Origin of the sequence: Segatella copri, assembly GCF_009494395.1 — a bacterium.
In the GTDB taxonomy this organism is placed as follows: Bacteria; Bacteroidota; Bacteroidia; order Bacteroidales; family Bacteroidaceae; genus Prevotella.
In genome coordinates this window covers 14,751-40,624 of sequence record NZ_VZCB01000011.1, presented here as the reverse complement: position 1 = coordinate 40,624, position 25,874 = coordinate 14,751, and the positions used below count along the sequence as shown (strand labels likewise).

The 25,874-nt window shown below is 46.6% G+C and carries 16 protein-coding genes; 11 read left to right on the top strand and 5 right to left on the bottom strand.

From position 1 onward, the window contains the following. Positions 1–20: 20 nt before the first annotated feature. Positions 21–7,634, top strand: coding sequence for a cell surface protein SprA (sprA, locus tag F7D73_RS01085; RefSeq protein WP_153121899.1), 7,614 nt, complete (start codon positions 21–23; stop codon positions 7,632–7,634). A gap of 68 nt (positions 7,635–7,702) precedes the next feature. Here sprA and nadB read toward each other — a convergent pair whose 3' ends face one another. Beyond that, a complete protein-coding gene (nadB, locus tag F7D73_RS01080; protein ID WP_153121898.1) occupies positions 7,703–9,295 on the bottom strand; it encodes an L-aspartate oxidase in 1,593 nt (530 codons plus the stop codon). A gap of 151 nt (positions 9,296–9,446) precedes the next feature. On the opposite strand from nadB, the gene F7D73_RS01075 reads away from it, so the two are divergent. From F7D73_RS01075 to F7D73_RS01055, 5 genes are all read left to right on the top strand, one after another. Continuing rightward, positions 9,447–9,866, top strand: coding sequence for a PH domain-containing protein (locus F7D73_RS01075; RefSeq protein ID WP_153121897.1), 420 nt, complete (start codon positions 9,447–9,449; stop codon positions 9,864–9,866). A 28-nt stretch (positions 9,867–9,894) separates the two neighbouring features. Next, a complete protein-coding gene (gene dacB, locus F7D73_RS01070) occupies positions 9,895–11,172 on the top strand; it encodes a D-alanyl-D-alanine carboxypeptidase/D-alanyl-D-alanine endopeptidase (RefSeq protein WP_153121896.1) in 1,278 nt (425 codons plus the stop codon). A gap of 72 nt (positions 11,173–11,244) precedes the next feature. Next, entirely contained in the window at positions 11,245–12,498 is a 1,254-nt protein-coding gene (locus tag F7D73_RS01065) for a mechanosensitive ion channel family protein (RefSeq protein ID WP_153121895.1), read from the top strand. Positions 12,499–12,646: 148 nt separating this feature from the next. After that, a complete protein-coding gene (mutY, locus tag F7D73_RS01060) occupies positions 12,647–13,699 on the top strand; it encodes an A/G-specific adenine glycosylase (RefSeq protein ID WP_437182273.1) in 1,053 nt (350 codons plus the stop codon). Positions 13,700–13,736: 37 nt separating this feature from the next. Further along, on the top strand, positions 13,737–14,525 hold the full coding sequence (locus F7D73_RS01055; RefSeq protein ID WP_153121893.1) for a DNA/RNA non-specific endonuclease: 789 nt from the start codon (positions 13,737–13,739) through the stop codon (positions 14,523–14,525). A 128-nt stretch (positions 14,526–14,653) separates the two neighbouring features. On the opposite strand, the gene rbr is transcribed toward F7D73_RS01055, so the two are convergent. From rbr to ald, 3 genes are all read right to left on the bottom strand, one after another. Further along, positions 14,654–15,196 (bottom strand): rubrerythrin, encoded by a 543-nt coding sequence (gene rbr / locus F7D73_RS01050; protein ID WP_153121892.1) that lies wholly within the window; start codon positions 15,194–15,196, stop codon positions 14,654–14,656. Between the two features lie 92 nt (positions 15,197–15,288). After that, positions 15,289–16,905, bottom strand: coding sequence for a Na+/H+ antiporter NhaC family protein (locus F7D73_RS01045; RefSeq protein WP_228117591.1), 1,617 nt, complete (start codon positions 16,903–16,905; stop codon positions 15,289–15,291). Between the two features lie 248 nt (positions 16,906–17,153). Continuing rightward, positions 17,154–18,260 carry an alanine dehydrogenase gene (gene ald, locus F7D73_RS01040; protein ID WP_153121890.1) on the bottom strand — a complete coding sequence of 369 codons (1,107 nt, stop codon included), beginning with the start codon at positions 18,258–18,260 and terminating at the stop codon, positions 17,154–17,156. A 213-nt stretch (positions 18,261–18,473) separates the two neighbouring features. Between ald and F7D73_RS01035 the strand changes: the two genes are divergently transcribed. The 5 genes from F7D73_RS01035 (at position 18,474) to F7D73_RS01015 (ending at position 23,584) form a co-directional block, all read left to right on the top strand. Beyond that, a complete protein-coding gene (locus F7D73_RS01035) occupies positions 18,474–19,181 on the top strand; it encodes an SIMPL domain-containing protein (protein ID WP_153121889.1) in 708 nt (235 codons plus the stop codon). Positions 19,182–19,249: 68 nt separating this feature from the next. After that, on the top strand, positions 19,250–20,659 hold the full coding sequence (locus F7D73_RS01030) for a hypothetical protein (protein WP_153121888.1): 1,410 nt from the start codon (positions 19,250–19,252) through the stop codon (positions 20,657–20,659). Between the two features lie 11 nt (positions 20,660–20,670). Then, complete coding sequence (gene trxA / locus F7D73_RS01025) at positions 20,671–21,207, top strand: thioredoxin (RefSeq protein ID WP_437182272.1); 537 nt, start codon at positions 20,671–20,673, stop codon at positions 21,205–21,207. Positions 21,208–21,352: 145 nt separating this feature from the next. Continuing rightward, positions 21,353–22,660, top strand: a complete 1,308-nt coding sequence (eno, locus tag F7D73_RS01020; protein WP_153121887.1) for a phosphopyruvate hydratase — start codon at positions 21,353–21,355, stop codon at positions 22,658–22,660. A gap of 177 nt (positions 22,661–22,837) precedes the next feature. Then, positions 22,838–23,584, top strand: coding sequence for a ZIP family metal transporter (locus F7D73_RS01015; protein ID WP_153121886.1), 747 nt, complete (start codon positions 22,838–22,840; stop codon positions 23,582–23,584). A gap of 493 nt (positions 23,585–24,077) precedes the next feature. Here F7D73_RS01015 and F7D73_RS01010 read toward each other — a convergent pair whose 3' ends face one another. After that, complete coding sequence (locus F7D73_RS01010) at positions 24,078–25,643, bottom strand: ATP-binding protein (protein ID WP_153121885.1); 1,566 nt, start codon at positions 25,641–25,643, stop codon at positions 24,078–24,080. Positions 25,644–25,874: the final 231 nt, after the last annotated feature.

Genomic DNA, 25,874 nt, shown 5'->3' with positions numbered 1-25,874 from the left:
AAAGAATTTAGCATCTGTAAATGAGGCAGGGAAAAATATATTTGTTGCTGTTCTGGCTGATGGTTTCTACCTTCAGCTATGCTCTCGTCATGCCTTATTTGCAGGATAACCGTACCCGTAAAAGAACTCAGAATCCGGTTAATACCCAGCAGAAACAGCTGGATAAGCAAGCAAAGAATGGGGCACAGGATAAAGGAAAGAGCAGCAAAATTTCTGTTTCTGCCCAACCCTTCAAGGTGGAGGAAGATACCATTCCTGATTCTTTGCTGAATACCCGCTGGAAGATTCAGCTTACCCAGCCTTATTCACTCAGCGACCTCTATCAGAGTCCGCTTGACTTGCAGCGCCCGGACAACATGAAATATGATGTGGTCTATAACGATACGCTCAACCGTTTCGTTATCGGCAATCGTATGGGCAATACCTGGCTCTCGGCCCCTATCATGCTTACTCCCGAAGAGTATAACTCCTGGACTGAGATGAATGAGAGAAGCGCTTTCTTCCGTAAGAAGAACGATGAGATTTATCAGGCGAAGGGTAAGGAGAAGTTCGACTTCTCTGATATGCATTTCGACCTGGGACCAGCTGAGAAAATATTCGGTCCTGGCGGTATCCGTGTCAGGACACAGGGTTCTGCCGAGTTGAAACTGGGTATGAACAAGAAGAGCATCGATAATCCATCTTTGCCTATCCGCAACCGGAAAACCACGATGATGAACTTCGATGAGAAGATTAATCTTAACGTGAATGGTAAGGTGGGTGATAAGGTGAATATGAACCTGAATTATAACACGGATGCCACGCTGGATTATGATGCCCAGAACATGAAACTGAAGTATGATGGTAAGGAAGACGAGATTATCAAGCTTGTGGAGGCTGGAAATGTGTCTTTCCCCAGCAATTCTTCGCTTATCAAGGGAGCCAGCAGCCTTTTCGGTGTCAGAACCGATATGCAGTTTGGAAAGTTGAAATTGCAGATGGTGGCTTCGCAGAAGAAGAGTGCATCCAAGAGTGTTTCCAGCAGGGGCGGCGTACAGTTGACTCCATTTGAAATCAATGTTGCCGATTATGAGGAGAATCGTCACTTCTTCCTTTCCCGATATTTCAGGAATCATTATGACGAATGGATGCAGAAGTTGCCTAATCTCGTTACCGGCATTACGATTAACCGTGTGGAAATTTGGGTAACCAATAAGTCGGGAACTACTGCCAATACCCGAAATATCGTGGCACTGACCGATCTTGGCGAAGCTTCTAAAATCAGTAATCCGATGTGGACGGCAACCGGACTGGTGCCTTCCAACCGTGCCAATACCGAGTATCAGGCAATGACTACCCAGTATGTGGCTGCCCGGGATATCGACCAGGCTGCTGCTACTCTGGAGGGGGCTGGTCTGGTAGGTGGTGCAGACTTTGAGAAACTGGAGAGTGCCCGTCTTTTGAGCTCTTCTGAGTATTCCGTCAATACTGCCTTGGGTTATGTTTCTTTGAAGACGGGTATTCAGACCGATCAGGTATTGGCTGTGGCCTATGAATATACATCGGGTGGTGTAACTTATCAGGTGGGTGAGTTTGCTTCTGATATTACTGATACCAAGCAGGCTCTTTTTGTCAAGGCGCTCAAGAATACCAGTTGTAACCCTCAGCAGGGCAACTGGGACCTGATGATGAAGAACGTGTATTATCTCGCCTCTAATATAGAAAAGGAGAAATTCCGTCTTGACGTAAAATATCAGAGCGATACTACGGGTGTTTATCTCTCTTATATTCCTGAACAGAGAGTAAAGAATACGCCAATCATTCGTGTGCTTGGGGCTGACCGACTTGATAACAACAACAAGGCGCATAGCAATGGATACTACGACTATGTAGAAGGCTATACCGTTTCTAATGGTCGCGTGTTTATTCCGAAAGTAGAACCTTTCGGCTGTTATATGCGTGATTATCTGGTCAAGAACGGAGTGGCTGCGGATGCGGCTGAGAAATATGCCTTTACCGAACTGTATGACAGTACCAAGACCGTAGCCAGGCAGATTGCAGAAAAGAATAAGTATCAGATGGTGGGCCAGTTCAAAGGTTCATCAGCTAATGTCATTTCCCTGGATGCCTATAACGTGCCACAAGGTTCGGTCGTTGTAACTGCTGGTGGTGTTACCCTGACAGAGGGTACAGACTATTCGGTAGATTACAATGCGGGTGAGGTTACCATCCTCAACCAGAGCATCATCGATGCGGGTACTTCGGTCAATGTTTCCCTGGAAAGTAATACGGATTATGGTCAGACTCGCAAGACCATGTTTGGTGTGAACTGGGAGTATGATTTCTCCAAGAACTTCCAGATGAGTGGTACCTTGCAGCATCTTTCCGAACAGGCTCTTACTACGAAGGTCTCGATGGGCTCTGAACCATTGAAGAATACTCTCTGGGGTGTTAATCTCAATTGGAAGAAGGAGAGTCAGTGGCTTACCAATGTACTTGACAAGATTCCTTTCCTGCATCTTACCCAACCATCGCAAATATCCTTTACCAGTGAGTTTGCCCAGTTGTTGGCTGGAGAGGCTGGTGGTACGCAGGACAATGCTTCCTATATTGATGACTTCGAAAATACCAAGAATGGCATTGATGTGATGACGCCTACTTCCTGGTTTATCTCCAGCGTGCCATCGCTCAATTTCAAGGAAGATTATAATGATAAGACCGGACTGACGAGCGGTTTCCACCGTTCCCGTCTGGCTTGGTATTGCATCGACCCTCTCTTTACCCGTCGAGGCAGTTCCTTGACGCCTGGACATATCAAGAGCGACCTCAAGCAGCTCAGTAATCACTATGTTCGCGAAGTATACGTGAAGGAGCTGTTCCCATTGCGCCAGCAGAACAGTTATCAGGGTGCTACCAATACCCTGAGTGTGCTCAACCTGGCTTACTATCCGTCAGAGCCGGGTCCTTATAACTTTAATGTGGAAGACCTGCAGGCAGATGGTACATTGAAGAATCCACAGCTCAACTGGGGAGGTATGATGCGTAAGCTCGATACCAATGATTTCGAGCAGGCAAACATTGAATATATCGAGTTCTGGTTGCTTGATCCGTTCCTCTATACCCGTGAACAGCCGGATGCTAATGAATATGGAGGAGATTTCTATATCAATCTGGGCGAGGTTAGCGAAGATATCTTGCGGGATGGTAAGAAGTTCTATGAGAGCGGTATGCCTGTTGATGGCAGCAAGAGCTTTACTTATACTCAGTGGGGTAAGATTCCTACTCAGAGTACGGTAACTTATGCTTTTGCAACAACCAGTGGCAGCCGTGCCTTGCAGGATGTTGGTTTCAACGGTCTGACTGATGCCGAGGAACAGGAATTCTATAAGAGTGCTTATCTAGACCAGATTCAGGGAAAGGTGAACCAGGCAGTATTCGACAGCATCTTTGCCGACCCTGCACGTGATAACTATCACTATTTCCGTGGCAGTGACTGGGATCAGATGCGTGCTCCTATCTTGCAGCGTTATAAGTATATCAACAACCCTCAGGGCAACTCGCCTGATAGCGATAGCCGTTCTGAGAGTTATGATACATCTTATAAGTCTACCCCTGATGTGGAAGATATCAATCAGGATTATACGCTGAATGAATATGAGAAGTACTTCCAGTATAGGGTAAGTATCCGTCCGGAAGATTTGGTTGTGGGTACCAACCATATTGTGGATAAGCGAGAATATTCACAGACATGGCGAGACAATACCAAGTCGTCTGTTACCTGGTATCAGTTCCGTATTCCTGTAGATGAATTCGAGAGCCGACAAGGTAATATCAATGATTTCTCCAGCATCCGTTTCATGCGTATGTTCCTTACGGGTTTCAAGAAGCCTATCGTTCTGCGCTTTGGAACGCTCGACCTGGTACGTGGTGAATGGCGTACTTATGATCAGCAGTTGAGTGCTGCATCAGGTGGAACCTTGGAGGCTAGTGCCGTGAATCTTGAGGAAAATGCCGAGAAGACTCCGGTCAATTACGTCTTGCCTCCAGGCATCAGTCGTGAGCAGGATCCTAGTCAGCCACAGCTGGTAGAATCCAACGAGCAGGCTTTGAGTCTTGTTGTCAAGAATCTGACCAGTGGGGAAGCCAAGGCGGTATACAAGAATACGACTCTCGACCTCCGTCAGTATAAGCGTATCCAGATGTTTACCCATGCCAATGCCTTGGAGCAGAATACCACAAATCTGAAGGATAGGGAGCTGGCTGTCTTCATCCGTCTGGGTAGTGACTATAAGAATAACTATTATGAATATGAGATTCCGCTCACCCTCACGGCTCCACGCAGCAATTACAACCGTAATGTGCCTGCCGACCGCAGGTTGGTTTGGCCTGAGGAGAATATGCTGGATGTGGCTCTCAGCATCTTTACCAATCTCAAGAAGGAGCGTAATAAGGCTAAGGCTCAAGGCATGGCATCTTATATGGCACCTTACTCGGCATACGATAGCGAGCACCCTAACAATAAGTTGACCATTGTGGGTAATCCTAGCCTTGGCGAGGTGAAGACCATGATGATTGGTGTGCGCAATAATTCGGGAGATGTCAAGAGTGGTGAAGTTTGGGTAAATGAACTCCGCCTGAAGGAACATAACAACAAGGGTGGATGGGCTGCTAATGCCAATCTCAATGTGCAGCTGTCTGATTTCGGTAGTGTCAATGCTACAGGAAGATATGTCAGCGAAGGATTTGGAGGTCTGGAAGACGGCGTGGCTAGCCGCAGTACCGACAACTATGGCACCTATAGTGTGACCACCTCGTTGGAAATGGGTAAGTTCTTCCCGGACAAGGCGAAGGTGAGCATACCTTTATATTATAGTGTCACCAAGGAGAAGACTTCGCCAAAGTATAATCCGATGGATACGGATATGGAACTGAAGGATGCTCTCGATGCTGCAGGCTCGAAGGCGGAGCGCGATTCTATCGAGAATATTGCCGTGACCAAGGTTACGCAAACCAACTTCTCGGTATCCAATGCCCGTGTGGGGATTGCCACCAAGCGCCATCCGATGCCTTACGACCCAGCCAACTTCTCCTTTACCTATAGTCATGCCCATCAGCATACTACCGGTGAAACTACGGTTCGTGAGCAGAGAGACAACTGGCGGGGTGCATTGGATTATTCATGGACTCCGGTATATAAGTCCTGGGAACCTTTCAAGAAAATCAAGAACAAGAGCAAGTGGCTCGACATTCTGAAGCGTTTCGGACTGAACTGGTTGCCGCAAAATCTCGCTTTCAATACCGAGATGACACATGAAACCTATGAATTGCAGGAGCGTGATATGGAAAGTCTTACCAAGTCGCAGTTGCCTATCACTTTCAGCGATCAGTTCCTTTGGAACCGTGAATTTGCTCTGCGTTGGGACTTGACCAAGAATCTTCACATGAACTTCCAGAGTGCAACCCATGCACAGGTAGATGTGCCATATCCTGATGTGAATACGGATCTTTATGCTGATCAGTATCATGCCTGGAAGGATTCTGTATATAGAAGTGCCGTGCTCAATAGTGTCAGAACCTGGGGTACACCGCTCGATTATAGTCAGAGTTTTACGGCTTCCTATAAGGTGCCGCTCAACCTGTTGCCTGTTTTCGACTGGGTGAACACCGATGCTTCTTATAGTTCCAACTATTCTTGGGAGCGGGGTATGGAAGATGAGAATGGCAACTCCTATGGCAATACCATTAATACGCATCGCGAGTTGACCCTCAATGGTTCGTTCAATCTGGTCAAGCTCTACAATCATGTGCCTTTCCTCAAGAAGGTAAATGAAAAGTTCAATCGCACGATGTCCAGAAGCCAGTATGAGCGCAAGAAGCAGGAGAAGGAGAAGAAAAAGAAAGATGCCAAGGAGCTGGCTGCCGATCCTAAGAAGGCATTGCCTAAGAACAGGAAGGCATTCGAGAAGGAAATCACGCTCTTGCCTGATACGACTCTCTGTATCCGTCATGGCAAGAACAGCAAGCGTCTTATCGTGTCTGCCAAGACTGCTGATGGAAAGTTGTTCCCTATTAAATATAAAAAGGTGGACAATAATCAGATTAAACTCATCTCCAAGGTGGATAGTGCCCAGAAAATCAAGATCTCGGTACTGGCTAAGGAACCGCTGGAAGAAAAGAGTTGGTATAAGACCTGGCAGACGGTGGCTCGGTTGGCAATGATGGTCCGTAATGTCAGCTTCAATTATCGCAGCAGCTATCAGCTCACGCTGCCTGGTTTCACCCCAAGTATTGGTGATGCCTTCGGACAGAAAAAGGTGGGTTCTATGGCGCCTGGTCTCGATTTTGCCTTTGGTCTGGTGGATGATGACTATATCGGTAAGGCTAGGGAGAATGACTGGCTGCTCCGCAATGACTCTGTTGCAACGCCTGCCACTACGAGTAAGACGGACAACTTGCAGCTGCGTATGACGCTGGAGCCGGTGAAGGACCTGAAGATAGATCTTTCTGCTGTCCGCACCCAGACTACCCAGAAGAGTATTCAGTATATGTATGAGGGAACTCCTACTACTCAGAGTGGTTCTTTCCAGATGAGTACCATCTCGCTGAGTACAGCCTTTGAGGGAATGGGTGATGCCAATAGCGGTTATCGAAGCAAGACTTTCGAGAAGTTTGTCAATTCCCTGGCGGGTTATCGTGATAGGGTAGAAACTCAATATGCAGGAACTGTTTATCCGGCGGGTTCTGCATTGGGTGGAGGTAAGTTTGATGCATCCCGTACTCCTGTTAATCAGTATAGTGGTGATGTGATGATTCCGGCTTTCCTCAATGCTTATACTTCGATGGGTGGCAATTCTCTCTCGCTGTTCCCGGCTTTGAGCAGACTGTTGCCTAACTGGACGGTTCGTTATAGCGGTTTGGGTAAGTTGCCTTGGTTCCGTGATCACTTCAAGAGTGTTAACATCAACCATTCTTATAAGAGCATCTTTGCAGTAGGCAGTTATAACAGTTACAGTACCTATCAGGAATATATGAACGGTCTGGGCTTCATCAATGATGCTTCTACGGGGAATCCTTCGCCTAGCAGTATGTTTAACATTTCGCAGGTGAGCATCAATGAGGCTTTCTCTCCATTGATAGGTATGGACGTTACATTCAATAACAACATGACCCTCAAGGGTGAGTATCGCCAGACGCGTGTGCTGAATCTCAGTATGACGAGTGTGCAGCTCAATGAGGCACTCAGTAAAGACTGGGTAATCGGTATGGGTTATCGCATCAACAACTTCAGTTTGTTTGAGGGTGGTGCTCGCAAACTGAAAGCCAAGATGGGGGCTGGCAACAGAAAGGACAACAGAAATGCAACTGCTAACAGTCAGCAGATGCGTGGAGCCAATCACGATCTCAACCTTCGTCTTGACTTCAGTTTCCGCAAGCAGGCTGCCATTGTTCGTGATATTGCCTCCATGACAAGTAGTGCCAGCAGTGGCAATAATGCCTTGAAGTTGAGCTTCTCTGCCGATTATACGTTCAGCAAACTCCTTACCATGAGTTTCTATTACGACCGTCAGACCAATACTCCTCTGTTGTCCAGCAGTAGCTATCCGACGACCACTCAGGACTTCGGCTTGAGCATCAAGTTCTCGTTGACGAGATAAAAAGAAGATAAATGAAAAAAGCTCGGATGCAAATTGCGTCCGAGCTTTTTTATCAGTATTCTGTTTGATTAGTCCTTTTTGTCGTAAGCATGAACAGGGTAGTCGATGGTATAGTGAAGACCACGGCTCTCCTTGCGTTCTATTGCCATGCGGGTGATAAGATATCCCACGTTGATCATATTGCGGAGCTCGCAGAGTTCCTTGCTCACCTTGACACGCTTGAAGAGATTCTCGGTCTCTTCATAAAGCAGGTCGAGGCGGTCCCAGGCACGCTTCAGACGGAGGTCGCTGCGAACGATGCCTACATAGTTGCTCATGCATTCGCCCACCTCTTTCACGCTCTGTGTAATCAGCACCTTCTCTTCGTTGGTTAGGGTACCCTCATCGTTCCATGCAGGAACTTTCTCGTTGAAATCATATTCATCTACATGCTCGATGCTGTGCTTGGCAGCTGTCTCGGCATAAACCACAGCCTCGATGAGCGAGTTGCTGGCAAGACGGTTGCCACCATGCAGACCTGTGCATGAACACTCGCCCAGGGCATAGAGGCGGTTGATGCTTGAACATCCGTTCAAATCTACCTTGATACCACCACACATATAGTGAGCTGCAGGACGAACAGGGATATAATCCTTAGTGATGTCGATGCCGATACTGAGACACTTGGCGTAGATATTTGGGAAGTGATGCTTGGTCTCCTCAGGATTCTTATGGGTAACATCCAGGCATACATGATCCAATCCGTGAATCTTCATCTCCTTATCGATGGCACGTGCCACGATGTCGCGAGGAGCTAGGCTCAATCGCTTGTCATATTTCTCCATGAAGCTCTCGCCGTTAGGCAAACGCAAGATGCCACCATATCCACGCATAGCCTCGGTGATGAGGAAGGCAGGATGAGTCTCTCCTGGATGATAGAGAGCTGTAGGGTGGAACTGTACAAACTCCATATCGGCTACGGTTCCCTTGGCACGGTAAACCATCGCCTCACCGTCACCGGTAGCGATGACAGGGTTGGTGGTAGTCTGATAAACAGCACCACAACCACCGGTACACATCACGGTAACCTTGCTCAGATAGGTATCCACCTTCTGGGTTTCAGGATTCAGAACGTAGGCTCCGTAACAGTTAATATAAGGTGTACGGCGAGTAACACGGGCACCCAAGTGGTGCTGGGTGATAATCTCTACTGCAAAATGATTTTCCTTGATATCAATGTCTGGGCAGTTGCGTACAGCCTCCATCAGACCGCGCTGGATTTCAGCACCCGTATCATCGGCATGATGAAGAATGCGGAACTCGCTATGTCCGCCCTCACGATGAAGATCGAACTTGCCGTCCTGCTGCTTGTCGAAGTTGACACCCCACTGCACGAGCTCCTTGATCTGCTCCGGTGCCATGGTGACAACCTGCTTCACTGCCTTATAATCGCTGATATAGTCACCAGCAATCATCGTATCTTGTATGTGCTTGTCGAAGTTATCTACTTCCAGGTTGGTAACTGACGCAACACCACCTTGTGCAAATGAAGTGTTCGCCTCATCGAGAGAGGTTTTGCAGATCATGCACACTTTACCTTTATGCGCTCTGGCTACTTTCAGGGCGTAACTCATACCGGCAACTCCTGAGCCGATAATCAGAAAATCATACTTATAAACCATGTGAGTTTATTCTAATAATGCTTAATTGTTTGCAAAAGTACTAATTTCTCTTTAATAATGAGTAAAAAGAGACGGATTTTTTGTAATTTTGCACCGAAATTTATGGTAATATAGTCTTTAAGACTATCAAAATGACAAATATTAACAAGATATGGCAGATAGAACTTTTCATAAACGCTTTACATTGACAGCCCGTTTGGGTGTGGCTGTCTTTGCATTTTTGGCTGGCTATTTCTTCTGGGTGAAGATGGCGATTATCGGCATCTTCCTGGCCATTGTCATCGTGGGCATGATAGAGCGTATTCTGAATACTACTTATACCTTTAAGAAGGTAAAACCTATCGACCGGGATGATGAGATGGAGTATCTGATCATCAACGAAGGAAGGTTCTCGTCCAATAAGAATGTACCGGTCTGCGACATCATAGATGTGCATCCGGTGAAGACTTTTATGGGACTGGACAGGTGTGTAGTGATAGAATATGGTCATAAGAACATGGTGGCCGTTCAGCCTGATAATGAAGAGGCTTTTGAGAAAGAAATTAAGAAACGACAAAGAAGTGAAGAATGAGGAACGAAGAGTGAAGAATTCAATTGTGATGGAAAAGATTAAATATATGATGTTGAGCCTGATGATGGCGATGGTTGTTGCATTGCCAATGCAGGCTCAAGATGTGAATGATGACGAGGTGGTAGAATCGCAGGACGAGACAGAATTGGCTGATTCTACCTTGATAGACTCCCTGGCTACTGATACCCAGAAGTTGCCTTGGCCTGTCTCGGTTCAGGTTGGTCTGGACAAACTCCTGGAGAGTAAGATGTTCGAGACATCGCAGGTGGGATTGATGGTATGGGACCTGGAGGCCGATTCCTGTATCTACAAGAGAAATGAGCGACAGCTGATGCGCCCGGCTAGTACAATGAAGCTTCTGACTGCTATTACGGCATTGGATAAATTGGGCGGTTCTTACCAGTTTAAGACGACTCTCAAGTATACTGGAACCATAGAAAATGGAGTCTTAACCGGCGATGTTTATTGTATCGGTGGCATGGATCCCCGTTTTAACAGCGATGATATGGCAGCCTTTGCCAATGGGTTGAAGGAGATGGGCATCGACACCATCCGTGGCAGTATTTATGCAGACCGTTCTATGAAGGATGCTAATCTGTTGGGCGAAGGATGGTGCTGGGATGATGACAATCCGGTGTTGTCGCCTTTGGTATTCGCCCGTAAGGACATCTTTATGGATAGATTTCTGGCAAAACTGGAGGATGTAGGTATTCTCTACGAAGGGATGTATTCTACCATAAAACCTTGTCCGGCTAATGCTTTTACCATCTGTACCCGTTTCCATACAATGGATCAGGTGCTGCATAAGATGATGAAAGACAGTGATAATCTCTATGCCGAGAGTATGTACTATCAGATAGCTGCCTCTACCGGCAACCGGTCAGCCAGTGCCAAGAGTGCCAGAAATGTGGAACGACAGTTGATTAGAAAAATTGGACTCGATCCGTCCCGTTATAAATTGGCTGATGGTTCCGGGTTGTCCTTGTATAATTATCTGAGTGCCGAACTGGAGGTCAAGTTGCTGCGTTATGCTTATAAGAATGATAATATCAAGGAGCATTTGATGCAGTCACTGCCTATCGGGGGAGTGGATGGCACGTTGAAGAGGCGAATGAAGAATAGTTTTACTCATGGTAATGTAAGGGCAAAGACTGGTACTTTGACGGGTATCATCTCACTGGCTGGATATTGCAAGGCTGCCAATGGTCATGAACTTTGCTTTGCCATTATTAATAATGGTATCATGCATGGCAATAATGCCCGTAATTTTGCAGATAAGGTTTGTACCTTGCTCTGTCAACCGTGAGTTTAGTGATTAGTTATTAGTGATTACTTTGTTGGAACAGGGTGCTAGGTACTGGACACAAAACTTTTATTTATGGAAGAAATTAGAAAATTTGTTGATGAAATGATAACATGGGCAGGTGTCACAGGTGATTATGTGCCTATGCTTCGTCATATTTTGCTTACCGTCACCGCTATCTTGCTGGCGATGCTGAGCGATTTCCTATGTCGGAAGATATTGGTTCCGTTGATATCCAAGATAACGGAGAAGACGGAGGCGTCTTGGGATGATGTGCTTTTCAACAAGAAGGTGCTTACTTCTGCCTGCCATATCGTTCCCGCCGTAGTTATCTGGTCGCTCATGCCGCTTATCTATCTGGAATATCCGATATTCAAGGAGATTCTGGAGCGTGCTACGGGTATCTATATCGTAGTGATGTCGGTACGTACGGCTTTGGTTTTCATCGGTTCTTTCAAGGGATTGGAGAATGGGGATGAGCGCCGTTCTTCGGCTCAGCAGTATTTCCATACCTTCTGCGGCGTACTTCGAGTGTTGATGCTCTTTGTGGCTGGAGTGGTTGTGGTTGCTATTTTGCTGGGTAAGAGTCCGATGACCTTGTTTGCCGGCTTGGGTGCTACTTCTGCTGTCTTGATGTTGGTGTTCAAGGATACCATCCTCGGTCTGGCTGCCGGTGTGCGACTTACCAGTAATGATATGCTGCATAAGGGCGACTGGATTACCGTGAAATCGGTGGATGCCAATGGTATTGTGGAGGATATGTCGCTTACTACCGTAAAGGTGCGTAATTTCGATAATACCATCGTTACCATTTCGCCAGCTACCCTGGTGAATGGTTCGTTCCAGAACTGGATTGGTATGCAGAAGAGTGGGGGAAGAAGAGTAAAGCGAATTGTTTATTTCGATTTCCGCAGCATCCGGTTGGTAGATGAGACTTTGAAGCAGACCTTGCTTGCCAAGCATTTCGCCACAGAGGATTCCTTTAAGTTGAAGGAATCTCTTCAGAAGGCGATAGAAAAGGATATTGCGGAAGGAAAGGATATTGAGGATCTGAAGAATCCGGCAGCCCTTGCCCCAACCAATCTTCAGCTTTATCGTAAGTTTATGGAGAAATATCTGCGTCAGCGTCCTGAGGTGAATACGGAGTTGACCTTGATGGTTCGCCACATGGAAGCCACCCAGTGCGGTCTTCCTATCGAATTCTATTTCTTCATCAAGGATAAGGTTTGGGTCAATTACGAGCATATCCTCGCCGATATCATGGAACATGCCTATGCGCTTGCCAATGAATTCGGTCTGAAAATTTATGAGCAATATCCGGAGCAGTAATTACTTTGAACATTGAGATTTGAACTTTATGAATAGTTACTGTTTCGGCGGATTTGTAATCCGCCGCCGTATGGGTAACTATTGCGGATTTGTAATCCGCTAAAAGGACCGAAGCAAGAAAGTAACGCCCTGAAAGGGCAAAAGCATAATAATGATCAATAACTCTTTTTTTTCAACAGAAATACTCCGTTGGTTTCGTGAAAACGGCAGGGATTTGCCTTGGCGCGAAACCAAGGATCCCTATGCCATCTGGCTGAGCGAAATCATCCTTCAGCAAACCCGCATAGTCCAAGGTTGGGAATATTGGGAACGGTTCATGCAAACCTATCCCAAGGTAGAAGACCTAGCTGCAGCCAGCGAGGATGATGTCTTGAAACTCTGGCAGGGTTTGGGGTATTATTCCCGTGCCCGCAATCTTCATGCTGCTGCCAAGCAGATTGTGGCTCTCGGTTCTTTCCCCAACACCCTTGACGGCATCAAATCCCTGAAGGGAGTAGGCGATTATACCGCTGCTGCCATCGGCTCTTTCGCTTTCGATATTCCGGCAGCTGTGGTTGATGGCAATGTCTATCGGGTGCTTTCCCGATACTTCGGTATTGATACTCCCATCAATTCAACCCAGGGGAAAAAAGAGTTTGCTGCTCTGGCGCAATCGCTCTTGCCTGCATCCGATGCGGCATCCTATAATCAGGGAATGATGGACTTCGGTGCGATTCAATGCACTCCACAGTCTCCGAAGTGCCTGCTCTGTCCGCTTGCCGAAACCTGCGAGGCTTTGCGTTGTGGCAGGGTGGAGGAACTGCCTGTCAAGAACAAGACCGTAAAGGTGAAGACCCGCCATCTCTCCTATATATATATAAGGTGTAAATCTTCGGTGGCGGATGGTTCAGGAATTCCAGAACCGATGATTGCCATCCATCGACGTGGCGAAGGAGATATCTGGCAGGGATTATGGGAGCCTTATAATGTTTCGGATGTCAAGGAACTGCCTTCTTTCGTGAAGAATCCGATATTATTGGCTAAAGATGTCAAGCACGTTCTGACTCATCGCATCCTTCTTGCCGACTTCTATCTCCTGGAAACAGAAACCTGTCCTCAGTTGCCGGATGACTACATCTGGATCAAGGAAAGTGAGATAGAAGACTATGGGGTTCCGAGACTGATAGAAATCATGTTGGAAAAGATTAATCCAGCAGAATAGGATAAATACATAATAATCTCTTCATATAGAATTAAAGATGATTCAATTCAATAAGAAATTGAGAGGATGGCTGCTGCTTGGCGTCATCGCTCTGCTCTCTACTTTGGGCTTGTCATCCTCTATGTTGCCGGCAGCACAGGGTGATGCACCGGGGATAGAAATACCCGTTTCCAAGAAAAAGGTATCGCAAACCATCAGAAAGCGTTTTGCCTATACCGTATCATATAATCACGATACCCGTCAGCCTAACTGGGTGGCATGGTCATTGACCCGCGCTCATGCTTCAGGAAAGTTGAAGCGTGGCGACTTTGAGGATGATATGGATATGCCATCACCTAAGGGAATGAAGGCAGATTACTACAACAGCGGTTATGATAGGGGTCATCTCTGTCCGGCTGGCGATAACAAGTGGAATCAGAAGGCTATGGACGAGTGCTTCCTGATGACCAATATGTGTCCCCAGACCCATGCCTTGAATGCGGGTGTCTGGAATAGTATCGAACAGCAGTGTCGTACCTGGGCAAAGAAATACGGTAAGGTATATATCGTATGCGGTCCGATTTTCCTGAATAAGCAGCATCGCAAACTGGGTAAGAACAAGGTGGTGGTGCCTGATGCTTTCTTCAAGGTAATCCTCCGAACTGGCAAGAATCCGCAAGCCATCGGTTTTATCTGTCGCAACCAGGGAGCTACCGGCTTGCAGAAAAAAGACTTTGTCAACTCGGTGGATGAGGTGGAGCGTATCACCGGCTACGACTTCTTCTCCAAACTTCCTGATAAAGTTGAGAAAAAGATAGAGGCAAAAGCCGACATCAACCAGTGGTAAAAAAGAAAATCCCCTGATGCATATCTTATTGCATCAGGGGATTTTTATCTGGTTCTATAGGAAGTCTTCTATATGATAGGTTCTATGTTATAATCCTATCCTATCGTTCAATTTCCTGTAATAGAATCTTAGTAGTTCTGAGCCTCAATCTGGAAGTAGCTCTGTGGGTGGTTGCAGACTGGGCAAACCTCTGGAGCCTGCTTGCCAACTACGATATGTCCGCAGTTAGAGCACTGCCAGATGCAGTCGCCGTCGCGAGAGAAGACGAGCTTGTCCTGCACGTTCTTCAAGAGCTTGCGATAACGCTCCTCGTGGTGCTTCTCGATTTCAGCCACCATCTCAAACTTGGCAGCAATCTCCTCGAAGCCTTCCTCGTGAGCTTCCTTTGCCATGCGTGGATACATTTCTGTCCACTCGTCGTGCTCACCATTGGCAGCAGCCTCCAGGTTCTTCTCTGTATCCTGGATAGCACCGCCCTCGAGATACTTGAACCACAACTTAGCGTGCTCCTTCTCATTGGCAGCTGTCTCCTCAAAGATATTAGCTATCTGTACATAACCGTCCTTCTTTGCCTTGCTTGCAAAATAGGTATATTTGTTACGAGCCTGTGACTCACCAGCGAAAGCCTCCTGGAGGTTCTTCTCTGTCTTTGTACCTTTCAATTCCTTCATAATGTATTCTGTATTAAGTTATTAATATGTTCTTTATTAAATTCTTTTGCAAAGATATTGAAAATATTTCAAATATACAAATTAATTAAGAACTATTTACTTTTCTGACGTTTATTTAAATAAAATAAAGCAAAACCAAGCATTGCCATACCGAATATCCATGAAATGATGGCACTGGTTACCATTCCCAGCGTATGGGTGAAACCTGCCACGATGAAGGTGAGGAAGCTGACGGTAGCTACAGTCAAGGCATAAGGCAACTGTGATGAAACATGGTGCACATGCTTGCACTCGGCTCCGGCACTCGCCATGATGGTGGTATCGCTGATAGGTGAGATATGGTCGCCACAGACAGCACCTGCCATGCAGGCAGAGATGGAGATGATGCGCAATGGGTCGGCTCCTGGGAATACTGCGATACAGATAGGTATCAGAATACCGAAGGTTCCCCAGGATGTACCTGTGGCGAAAGCCAGAAAGGCGGCAACCAGGAAGATGATGGCTGGCAGGAGCATCTGGAGTTCAGAAGCGCTGCTTGCCACTACGGTGGATACATATTCTGCTGCTCCCAGCGAATCTGTCATGCTCTTCAGGGTCCATGCCAGGGTAAGAATCAGAATGGCTGGTACCATCGCCTCGAAGCCCTTGATCAGACTACTCATTGCTTCATCGAATGGTAAGGTCTTGCGAACCGTAAACATCAGGATAGTAAGAATCAAGGCTGCCAATGAACCAATTACCAGACCTATAGAGGCATTGCTACCAGCAAAGGAATCTACGAAGTTCATATAGTTGGCATTGCTGGCATCAAAGAAGCCTCCCGAATAAACCATGCCTGCCATACAGAAGATAATCAACATGATGATTGGAATCACAAGATCGCTCACAGAGCCTTTGCTCTTCGAATTCTCTTCCTGTTTGGCTCCCACACCATGCTCCACGATCTGCAGCTTGGTATCGCTCACCTCATCGAGCTTTCCTCCGTTGGTGCGCTCATACCATTCCTTCAGTCTTGCGTCATATTTGCTCATCGCCTTGAAGTCGAAGCCCAAGATCACGATGCCAAACATAAAGAGAATAGTGAAGAAGGCGTAGAAATTGTAAGGTATCGCCTTGCAGAAAAGTGCCAGTCCGTTCTCGCCTCCCGATACGAAGCCCGATACTGCTGCTGCCCAACTGGAGATTGGGGAGATGATGCAGACCGGTGCTGCAGTGGAGTCGATGAGATAGGCAAGTTTCTCCTTGGTTACGCCGTTGCGCACTGCGATAGGGCGCATCACAGAACCTACGGTAAGGCAGTTGAAGTAATCATCGATGAATATCAGGATACCGAGCAGAATGGTGGCTACCTGCACGCCAATCTTCGACTTTACGTGCTTGGAAGCCCAACGGCCGAATGCCGCAGAACCGCCAGCCTTGTTCATCAGTGAAACGATGCTGCCCAATACCACCAGGAATACCAGAATGCCCACGTTCCAAGGGTCGGAAAGGCAATGTATCAAACCGTATGCCTTGGCATCATCGCCTTCACCTACAGTGTGGTTGGTCAGGTGAACGAGGAATCCGTCGAATCCTGTTCCCATCGAAATACAATATTGAACGGCACCCAGTATGATACCGATAAAAAGAGAAGAATAGACCTCCTTCGTCTTCAGCGCTAGAGCGATGGCGACGATAGGAGGCAGTAACGACCATGCGGTCCCAATCATGTTGTACTCCATTTTATTGTTTTTGGGTTAGAAATATTTTGCCAAGTGCAGCTTATCTTATGCAAAGATAAGGCTTTTTTGTTATATATCCAAGAGTTACCTAAAGAAAAAATATCCTTTTGTTGATGAAGTAAGCTCTTTTAGCATATTTTATCATTGGAAAGACCCACAAAAAACATCATAACTTTTAAACCCAACGGAATCGAAGGGCTTAAAAGTTATGTTTCATGAATTTATAATGCAATCTCCTATAATACCATCTCTTCGTATTCTAATCCGAAGACATCGGCTACAGCCTTGAATACTACCTTGCCGTTTACGATGTTCAGTCCCCGATACAAAGCCTTGTCTTCCTTGCAGGCCTTTCTCCATCCCTTGTCTGCAAGAGCCAGGGCATACTTTAGAGTGGCATTGGTCAGAGCAGTGGTAGAGGTATGAGGCACGGCTCCCGGAATGTTAGCCACGGCATAATGCACGATGCCATCTACCATGAATATCGGATCAGAATGAGTAGTTGGATGAGAGGTCTCGAAGCAGCCGCCTTGGTCGATTGCCACATCCACCAATACGGTGCCCGGTTCCATCAGCTTCAACATATCCTTTGTGATGAGGTGTGGAGCCTTGTCTCCCGGAACGAGTACGCTGCCCACCACGATGTCTACATCTGAAAGTTCTTTTCGGATATTGTGCTCATTGGAATAGAGGGTGTGCACATTGATAGGCAATTCCATCTCCAGCTGGCGAAGACGAGGCAGACTGATATCGGTAATCCATACGTCAGCTCCCAATCCAGCAGCCATTCTTGCTGCAGCTTCTCCTACTGTTCCACCGCCAAGAACCAGGACTTTGGCACGGTTTACACCTGGTACACCGCTCATCAGTTTACCCTTTCCTCCCTTGGTCTTCTGCAGATAGTAGGCACCGTTGATAATTGCCATTCTGCCTGCCACCTCACTCATCGGAATCAGCAGCGGCAAATGATGGTTGTCTGTCTCCACCGTCTCATAAGCCAGACAGACAGCACCGCTTTTGATCATAGCATCTGTTAGCTCCTTGTCGCAAGCGAAATGGAAGTAAGTAAACACGAGTTGGTCCTGATGGATGAGTGGATATTCCTCGGCGATAGGTTCCTTCACCTTGATAATCATCTCAGCCTCGCGATACACACTCTGGATGTCGGGCAGGATCCTGGCTCCTACCTTCACATACTCTTCGTCTGCAAATCCACTGTTCTCGCCAGCAGTATGCTGAACCATCACTTCGTGACCATGTCGAATAAATTCGGCAACTCCGGCAGGAGTCATTCCCACACGGTTCTCATTATTCTTAATTTCTTTTGGAACACCTATTTTCATGATGTTATGGTTTTAAAGGTTCTACATCATTTTAACGGTATAAAGTTAGTGAAAAAATCAATAGGTTGTATCGTTTGTATAGAAGATTTAACATATCTTTCTTGCTTGGTTGAGATTAGAACATAAAAAAGATTAAAAAAGATGGCTTCTATCATCTTTTTGCTTATCTTTGCCATCGTAAGCGTTTTTAACTTAATAAATGGAGGGCTTATTATGAATGTAAATACAGGTATCAAGCAAGCTGTGATTTTAGCCATCGGCATTATCATGCTTGGATTTTGTATCAAGTCGGGACTTGAAAGTGTGATAGCTAAAGACCGGAAGGTGGTAGTAAAAGGCTTAGCCGAAAAGGAGGTTGAGGCTGATAAGGTGACATGGCCTATCGTTTCCAAGGAAATAGGCAATGACCTGCCTGAACTCTATCAAAAAATCAACGCCACCACGAGAACCATCAGAAACTTCCTGCTGGCAAATGGCGTGAAGGCGAGCGAAATCAATGTGAATGCACCTGTGGTCATCGACCTCAATGCTGAGCGATATGGAGAAAACCGCCAGGGGTATCGTTATAACATCACGTCGATTATCACCGTTACTTCGCATAACGTGAAACTGGTTCGCAGCATCATCGCCCGTCAGGGTGACCTGCTCCAGAAGGGCGTCGCTATCGTGGATGGTGGCTACGAGAATCCGGTGAAGTATGAATATGTTGCTTTCCGACAGATGAAACCTAAGATGATGCAGGAGGCAATAGAGAATGCAGAGAAGACTGCTGCACAGTTTGCCGATAACAGCAAGAGTAAGATTGACAAAATCATGAATGCCGACCAGGGACAGTTCTCGATAGAGGATAGAGATTCCAACACTCCTTATATAAAAAAGGTAAGGGTGGTGACCACGGTTACCTATTCCTTGAAAGACTAGTTCCTTGAAAGACTAGTAAAAAACTAGTAATCGGAAAAATCTAGTAATTATATATATCAATGTACGAAATGAAAAAAATGATTTACATGGTGATGGCGCTTGTCTCACTAAGCTACTCTACCCAGACAATGGCGCAATCACAGGGATTGCAGAAAAAGGTGAATGCCTACTTCCTGCAGTCGCTCAAAGCGCAACAGAAAGCATTGGAGAAAGACGGTAAGGCAGAATTCGCTAAAAACACACCTCTTGACACCAAACTCCATGCCGCTATTGACGGCAAGGATATCGCCAGCTACCAGAAGATGGTCTGGACAGCATGGTGCGATGCCAACAAGAACCTGCAGGAAGAGAAACTCATCGAACCTGAAGATTTGAAGTTGGCAAAGAACAGCTTCTGGAATTTGCCTCAGTGCCTGGAGCCAAATGCCGTGATGCCTTATTATTATGGCAAGAAGGGCGTGGCTGCCGACGGTAAGTTCCCGCTCTTCCTATATGTCCACGGATCGGGTCCTAAGGACCATGAGTGGTCTAATGGCATCAAGCTCGGACTGAGCTTCCAGGATTCTCCTTCCATCTATTTCATCCCTCAGATTCCAAACGAGGGTGAATACTATCGCTGGTGGCATCTCTCTAAGCAGTATGCTTTCGAAAAACTGATTCGCCAGAACCTGCTGAAGGGTGAGGTGGATGCCAACCGGCTCTATGTATTCGGCATCAGTGAAGGTGGATATGGAAGTCAGCGTCTCGCTTCCTTCTATGCCGACTATTGGGCTGCAGCGGGTCCGATGGCTGGTGGTGAACCGCTGAAGAATGCGCCTGTGGAAAACTGTGCCAACATCGGTTTCTCGTTCCTCACAGGCGCTGATGATACCGGTTTCTATCGCAGCGACCTGACCTGGTACACCCAGGTGGCATTCGATTCTGCGCAGTTGGCTCGCCCATTGTCAGTAGATAAGACTCCAATCTTCCGCCATCGCATCCAGCTCTTGCCGGGTATGCAGCATCACATCACCTATGGTCTGACTACTCCTTGGCTCAAGCAGTTTGTTCGCAATCCATATCCTAAGACCGTACTTTGGGAGGATTTCGAGATGGATGGAAGACATCGTTCCGGTTTCTACAACCTGCAGGTGCTGGCTCGTCCATCAGAGCAGAGAACTTACTACGAGATGGATATAGACAAGAACGTGGTTTCCATCAAGGTGAGCAATGTGGATTATACCACTATCTTGAAGGATAAGCAGTGGGGCATTGATCTGAAGTTCAACCGCAGCTATTCCGTAGCTACAGGTGGAAGGCTGAGAGTTTATCTCAACGACCAGTTGGTTAACCTCAATGAGCCTGTAACCATCATGGTAAATGGCAAGCAGGTATTCCACGGTATTGCCAAGGCTGATTTGCAGGCAATGGTGAACAGTTGTGCGGAATACTTCGACCCATGCCGCGTATATCCTGTTGCAATCGATTTGGCTTATTAATTTTAAAAAAAATGAAGAAAAATGTTTGTTTATATGCCATGATGGCTTTAGCCTTTATGGGATGTTCGCAAAATAACAAGAAACAGGAAGGCGGCTCAAAGGGACTGCCTTCTCGTGTTGAGTCTGAGAGTATGGCTGAGAAGGTTGGTCAGTCAGTAGCTGGCAGTAGTAATCAGTCTGCTTCTGTTGGAAAGGTACAATCCCTTACTGCTTCCGATTTCAGGAAGAAGATCATGGATTACGAGTCTCATCCCGATGAGTGGGTGTTTGCAGGCTCCCGTCCTGCCATTATCGATTTCTATGCCACCTGGTGTGGACCTTGCAAGATGATGGCTCCCATGGTAGAATCTCTTGCCGGGAAATATGCCGGCAAGGTTGATTTCTATAAGGTGGATATTGATCAGGAGCCAGAACTGGCTTCCGTCTTCGGCATCCGCAGCATCCCTACCTTCCTCTTCATCCCGATGAAGGGCAATCCCACTATGCAGATGGGCGCCATGCAGAAGGAAGATTTCGAGGAGATAATCGGGAAAGTGACGGGGAAGTGATAAATGGTGATTTACTGCATACTTATAAGTAGGTATTTCTTGGCAAATACCTAGTTTTGATGATGCCCGAAATTTGGTGGTTTGTCAGATAATACCTAAATTTGCACTCGGAAAAAATGTTTAATGTAATTAAAAGTATTGTATTATGATTATCGAAAATGTTCATGCAAGAGAAATCTTGGATTCTCGTGGCAACCCTACTGTAGAGGTTGAAGTTTCTTTGAAGTCAGGTATCATTGGTCGTGCATCGGTTCCTTCTGGTGCATCCACTGGCGAGAACGAGGCGCTGGAACTTCGTGATGGCGACAAGAACCGCTATGGCGGCAAGGGCGTCTTGAAGGCTGTGGAGAACGTGAATCAGGTGATTGCGCCTGCTTTGGTTGGCTTCTCTGCCTTGGAGCAGCGTGCCATAGATTATAAAATGTTGGAACTGGACGGCACTAAGACCAAGTCAAACCTGGGTGCCAACGCCATCCTCGGTGTTTCTTTGGCTGTGGCTCATGCTGCTGCTGAGTATCTCCATATCCCATTGTATCGCTATATCGGCGGTTGCAATACTTACACTCTTCCTGTTCCTATGATGAACATCATCAATGGTGGTGCTCATTCTGATGCGCCTATCGCTTTCCAGGAGTTCATGATCCGTCCTGTGGGTGCTCCTTCCGAGAAGGAGGCTATCCGTATGGGTGCTGAGGTGTTCCATGCCTTGGCTAAGCTTCTGAAGAGCCGTGGACTTTCTACTGCCGTAGGTGATGAGGGCGGTTTCGCTCCTGCACTCGATGGTATTGAGGATGCGCTCGACAGTATCTGTCAGGCTATCAAGGATGCCGGTTATGAGCCAGGTAAGGACGTGAAGATTGCCATGGACTGTGCTGCCAGCGAGTTTGCCGTTCAGGAGAATGGTGAGTGGTTCTACGATTACCGCCAGTTGAAGGATGGCAAGAAGAAGGATCCTAATGGTAAGAAACTGACTGCTGCTGAGCAGATCAAGTTCCTGGAAGAACTGATTACTAAATATCCTATCGATTCTATTGAGGATGGTCTTGATGAGAACGATTGGGACAACTGGGTGAAGTTGACTGCTGCCATCGGCGATCGTTGCCAATTGGTAGGTGACGACCTCTTTGTTACCAACGTGAAGTTCCTGGAGAAGGGTATCAAGATGGGTGCTGCCAACTCTATCCTCATCAAGGTGAACCAGATTGGTTCTCTCACCGAGACACTGGATGCTATCGAGATGGCTCATCGCCATGGTTACACCACCGTTACTTCCCATCGTTCTGGTGAAACCGAGGATACTACAATTGCCGATATTGCCGTAGCAACCAACTCTGGTCAGATTAAGACAGGTTCTATGAGTCGTACCGACCGTATGGCCAAGTACAACCAGCTTATCCGCATTGAAGAGCAGTTGGGTAATAACGCAGCTTACGGTTATAAGAAGTTGAAATAAACCAATTTCACCATGACTATACACATGTAATATAGAATAGATCAGATACGAAATAGATGGGCATGGATGACCGTGAGGGTTGTCCATGCTTTTTTATCTTCTATGATGTATCTGCATCTTCACATACTTTACTGATAACTTCGGTATATTTTATAGGTTAAAAACAAAAAGAATGCAATGACAAACGTATTGATTAGTGCTGCCGGACTTTGTGGTGCCACCATTATCGGTGCCATTCTGGGTTTCTTCGTCAAGGAGTTGCCCCATAAATGGAATGATGCCGTGTTGGGATATTGTGCCGGAATCATGCTGGCTGCTTCCACGCTGGGACTGATAGTGCCAGCCTTCGAACAGACCGGACTTTGGTGGCTGGTAGTAATCGGTGTGATGGCAGGCGCCCTGTTCCTGAACGTGCTAGACCTGGTGACTCCCCATCTTCATCATATCACGGGACTCGATCCCGAGGAGCATCGCAACAATGCCAGGCTCAGTCATGTGATGCTTTTCGTGATGGCGATAGCCCTGCACAAACTGCCCGAGGGCATGGCAGCAGGTGTGAGCGTCTGCTCAGCAGAAGGTGCAACGGAGTGGGGCGTTTCCTTCGGCATCGCCCTGCAGAACATCCCCGAGGGAATGGTCATCATCGCTCCTTTGATGATGGCAGGCGTTTCTGCTGCTCGCACCTTTTTCATTTCCATTTTCATCGCCCTGCTCGAAGTGGTAGGCATTCTGTTGGGTTTCGGTTTGGGTTCAGCCTCTTCCACCTTCCTCCCCGTGATGTTGGGCTTTGCCGGTGGCGCCATGCTCTATGTAACGAGCGATGAGATGATTCCTGAAACCCATGCCCATGGCTTTCAGAAGCAAGCCACCTACGCTCTTCTCCTGGGTTTCATCACCTTTGTGTTGATGGAGAAATGCGTATAATCAAATTCTGATGAGCAGCATGTAGCAGAGGGTACAGAAAATTGAAGCCCAACTCATGCATATCATAAGTATGATACTTAGCCATCGTAACCATGATACTTAGCCATCGTAACCATGATACTTAGCTATCGTAACTATCTTGTTTACGCCAGACTTACCCTACCCACCCCTAGAAGGGCAGGTCGGGGGCGGTATTCTGCTGGGGCTTGCTGTTGTTTGCAACGTTCTCTAAATAAGAGTGAGGGTGAACACTTGGCGATGAAGTCGGTGAAGGGTGAACCCCGATGCCAACCTTTAGCGTTAATAATGTGTTAAATATACCCCATAACCCATTATAATCTAGACTCTTATATTTCTAGCATGCGCTGTATATACAAAGTTCTTTTTACTAGGGTTCACCCCGAAGCCGAAAAGGTGAATACTTAGGGCAAGTGTTCACCCCGCTGTTCACCATTCGGTAACTTAAGATTGAAAGTACTTGTTTATTCTATGTTTATTCTTCCTTGATTTTCCAATCTCTGATAGTTCTCTGGGTACTGTCGAAGCTGATACCGATTTTAACCAGTCGCTTACCTTCAGAATGATAAGGCAACATGTAGCCTTTTTCGTCTATCTGAGCCAAAGCTTCTTCTGCACTCTTATCTACCTTCAGTTCGAAGACGTATATCGTATCTGGCATGTGCATTACAGCATCAGCCCTGCCGATGGCGCTCTTCACTTCCGTACGGATATAGATGTTGAGGAAACTGAACATCAGATAGAAGATAGTCTGATAATGCTTCTCGCTGTGATTCTCCAGATCGTATGGTATCGTAGCCATATAGGTGCGCATGTGCTCCAGTGCCGCCTCGATATCATTCCGGTAAACCGCCTTGCAGAACCCCAAAAGGAAGGCATTGTTGTCGGAACGGCGAGGATTCACATAATGGGGAATCAATGAGTTTAGCAGTCCGTTGCGTACCTCCTTGTTTGGAATGCCCAGCGTATATTCCTGAAACATCGGTTCATATTTCTTGATGGTCAGATAGCCGCTCTGGTAAAGCAATGGCAAGGCATCCGTCATTTCCTCTGTAGATTGGTCGAAGGAACTCAATACTGCCTCCTGACTTTCCAATGTAGAAAGATTGACATGATACTTATCCAAGAGCTTCAAGAGGAAGGACGGTGTACCGGAACCAAACCAGTAAGGAGCAATATCCCGAGCATTCAAAGCCTTTACCAGACTGAACGGATTGAAAATATCTTCAGAATTCTTGCTGAAATGATATCCGTCATAGAATTGCGTCAGTTCTGCCAGGCACTCCTCATACGTCATATTCAGTGCTTCCCCCATAGCCTCGATGTCCGGTTTCATCTGCGTGATAAGCTCGGTCTTGCTGATACCGCAGATTGCCGAATATTGGTCAAACAGACTGATATTGTCGAGGTTGTTGAGCTCGCTGAAAATGCTGAGTTGCGAGAACTTGGTGATACCCGTGATGAAAGTGAACTCCAGGTATGGGTCGAGCATCTTCAGCGGACTGTAGAAGTTCTGCATGATGCGGCGGAGCGGTTGCAGATTTTCTTTTTCATGCACTACGTCCAGCAAAGGGGCATCGTATTCATCGATGATGACTACAGCCTTTTCGCCTGTCTTCTCGTAAGCTTTCTTCACTAGGTCTTTTAGGCGGAGGTTTGCATCCACCTGATGAGTCTTGTAGCCCCAGATGGTCTCCTGCTCTTCAAGCATATCAGCCAGGTATCTTTCCAGTTGCTCTATGCTCATGTGTTTGGCACCGCTCAAGTCGAAATGAAATACAGGATGCTTCACCCAATCCTTTTCATAATCTGCAATGGCTAATCCCTCGAAAAGTTCCTTTCTTCCCTCGAAATAGGCTTGGAGGGTAGAGGCAAAAAGCGATTTGCCGAATCGTCTTGGACGACTCAGAAAGACATATTTCATTCCTTTTTCTCTAAAATCCACGATGTATTTGGTCTTATCTACATAGAGATAATTTTTCTCGCGGATTTCTTCAAAGGTCTGAATTCCTACAGGATATTTATTTACTATTTTTGCCATATTCTTACGCTCTTTACGTTTTGCGCTGCTAAGGTACGAAGAAAATCTGAATTAGCCAAGCATAAATGCAAATATTTATTCTACCCGTCATCTTATTCTTGGCAGTCTGGTTTGACCAAAAGAGTATGTAAATTAGAATACAAAAAAGCGGAGCGTGATTTCACAACCACACTCCGCGCAAACTTAAACAACCAATAAAAGAAATAGATTGATCGTTCTTTGTTATATCTG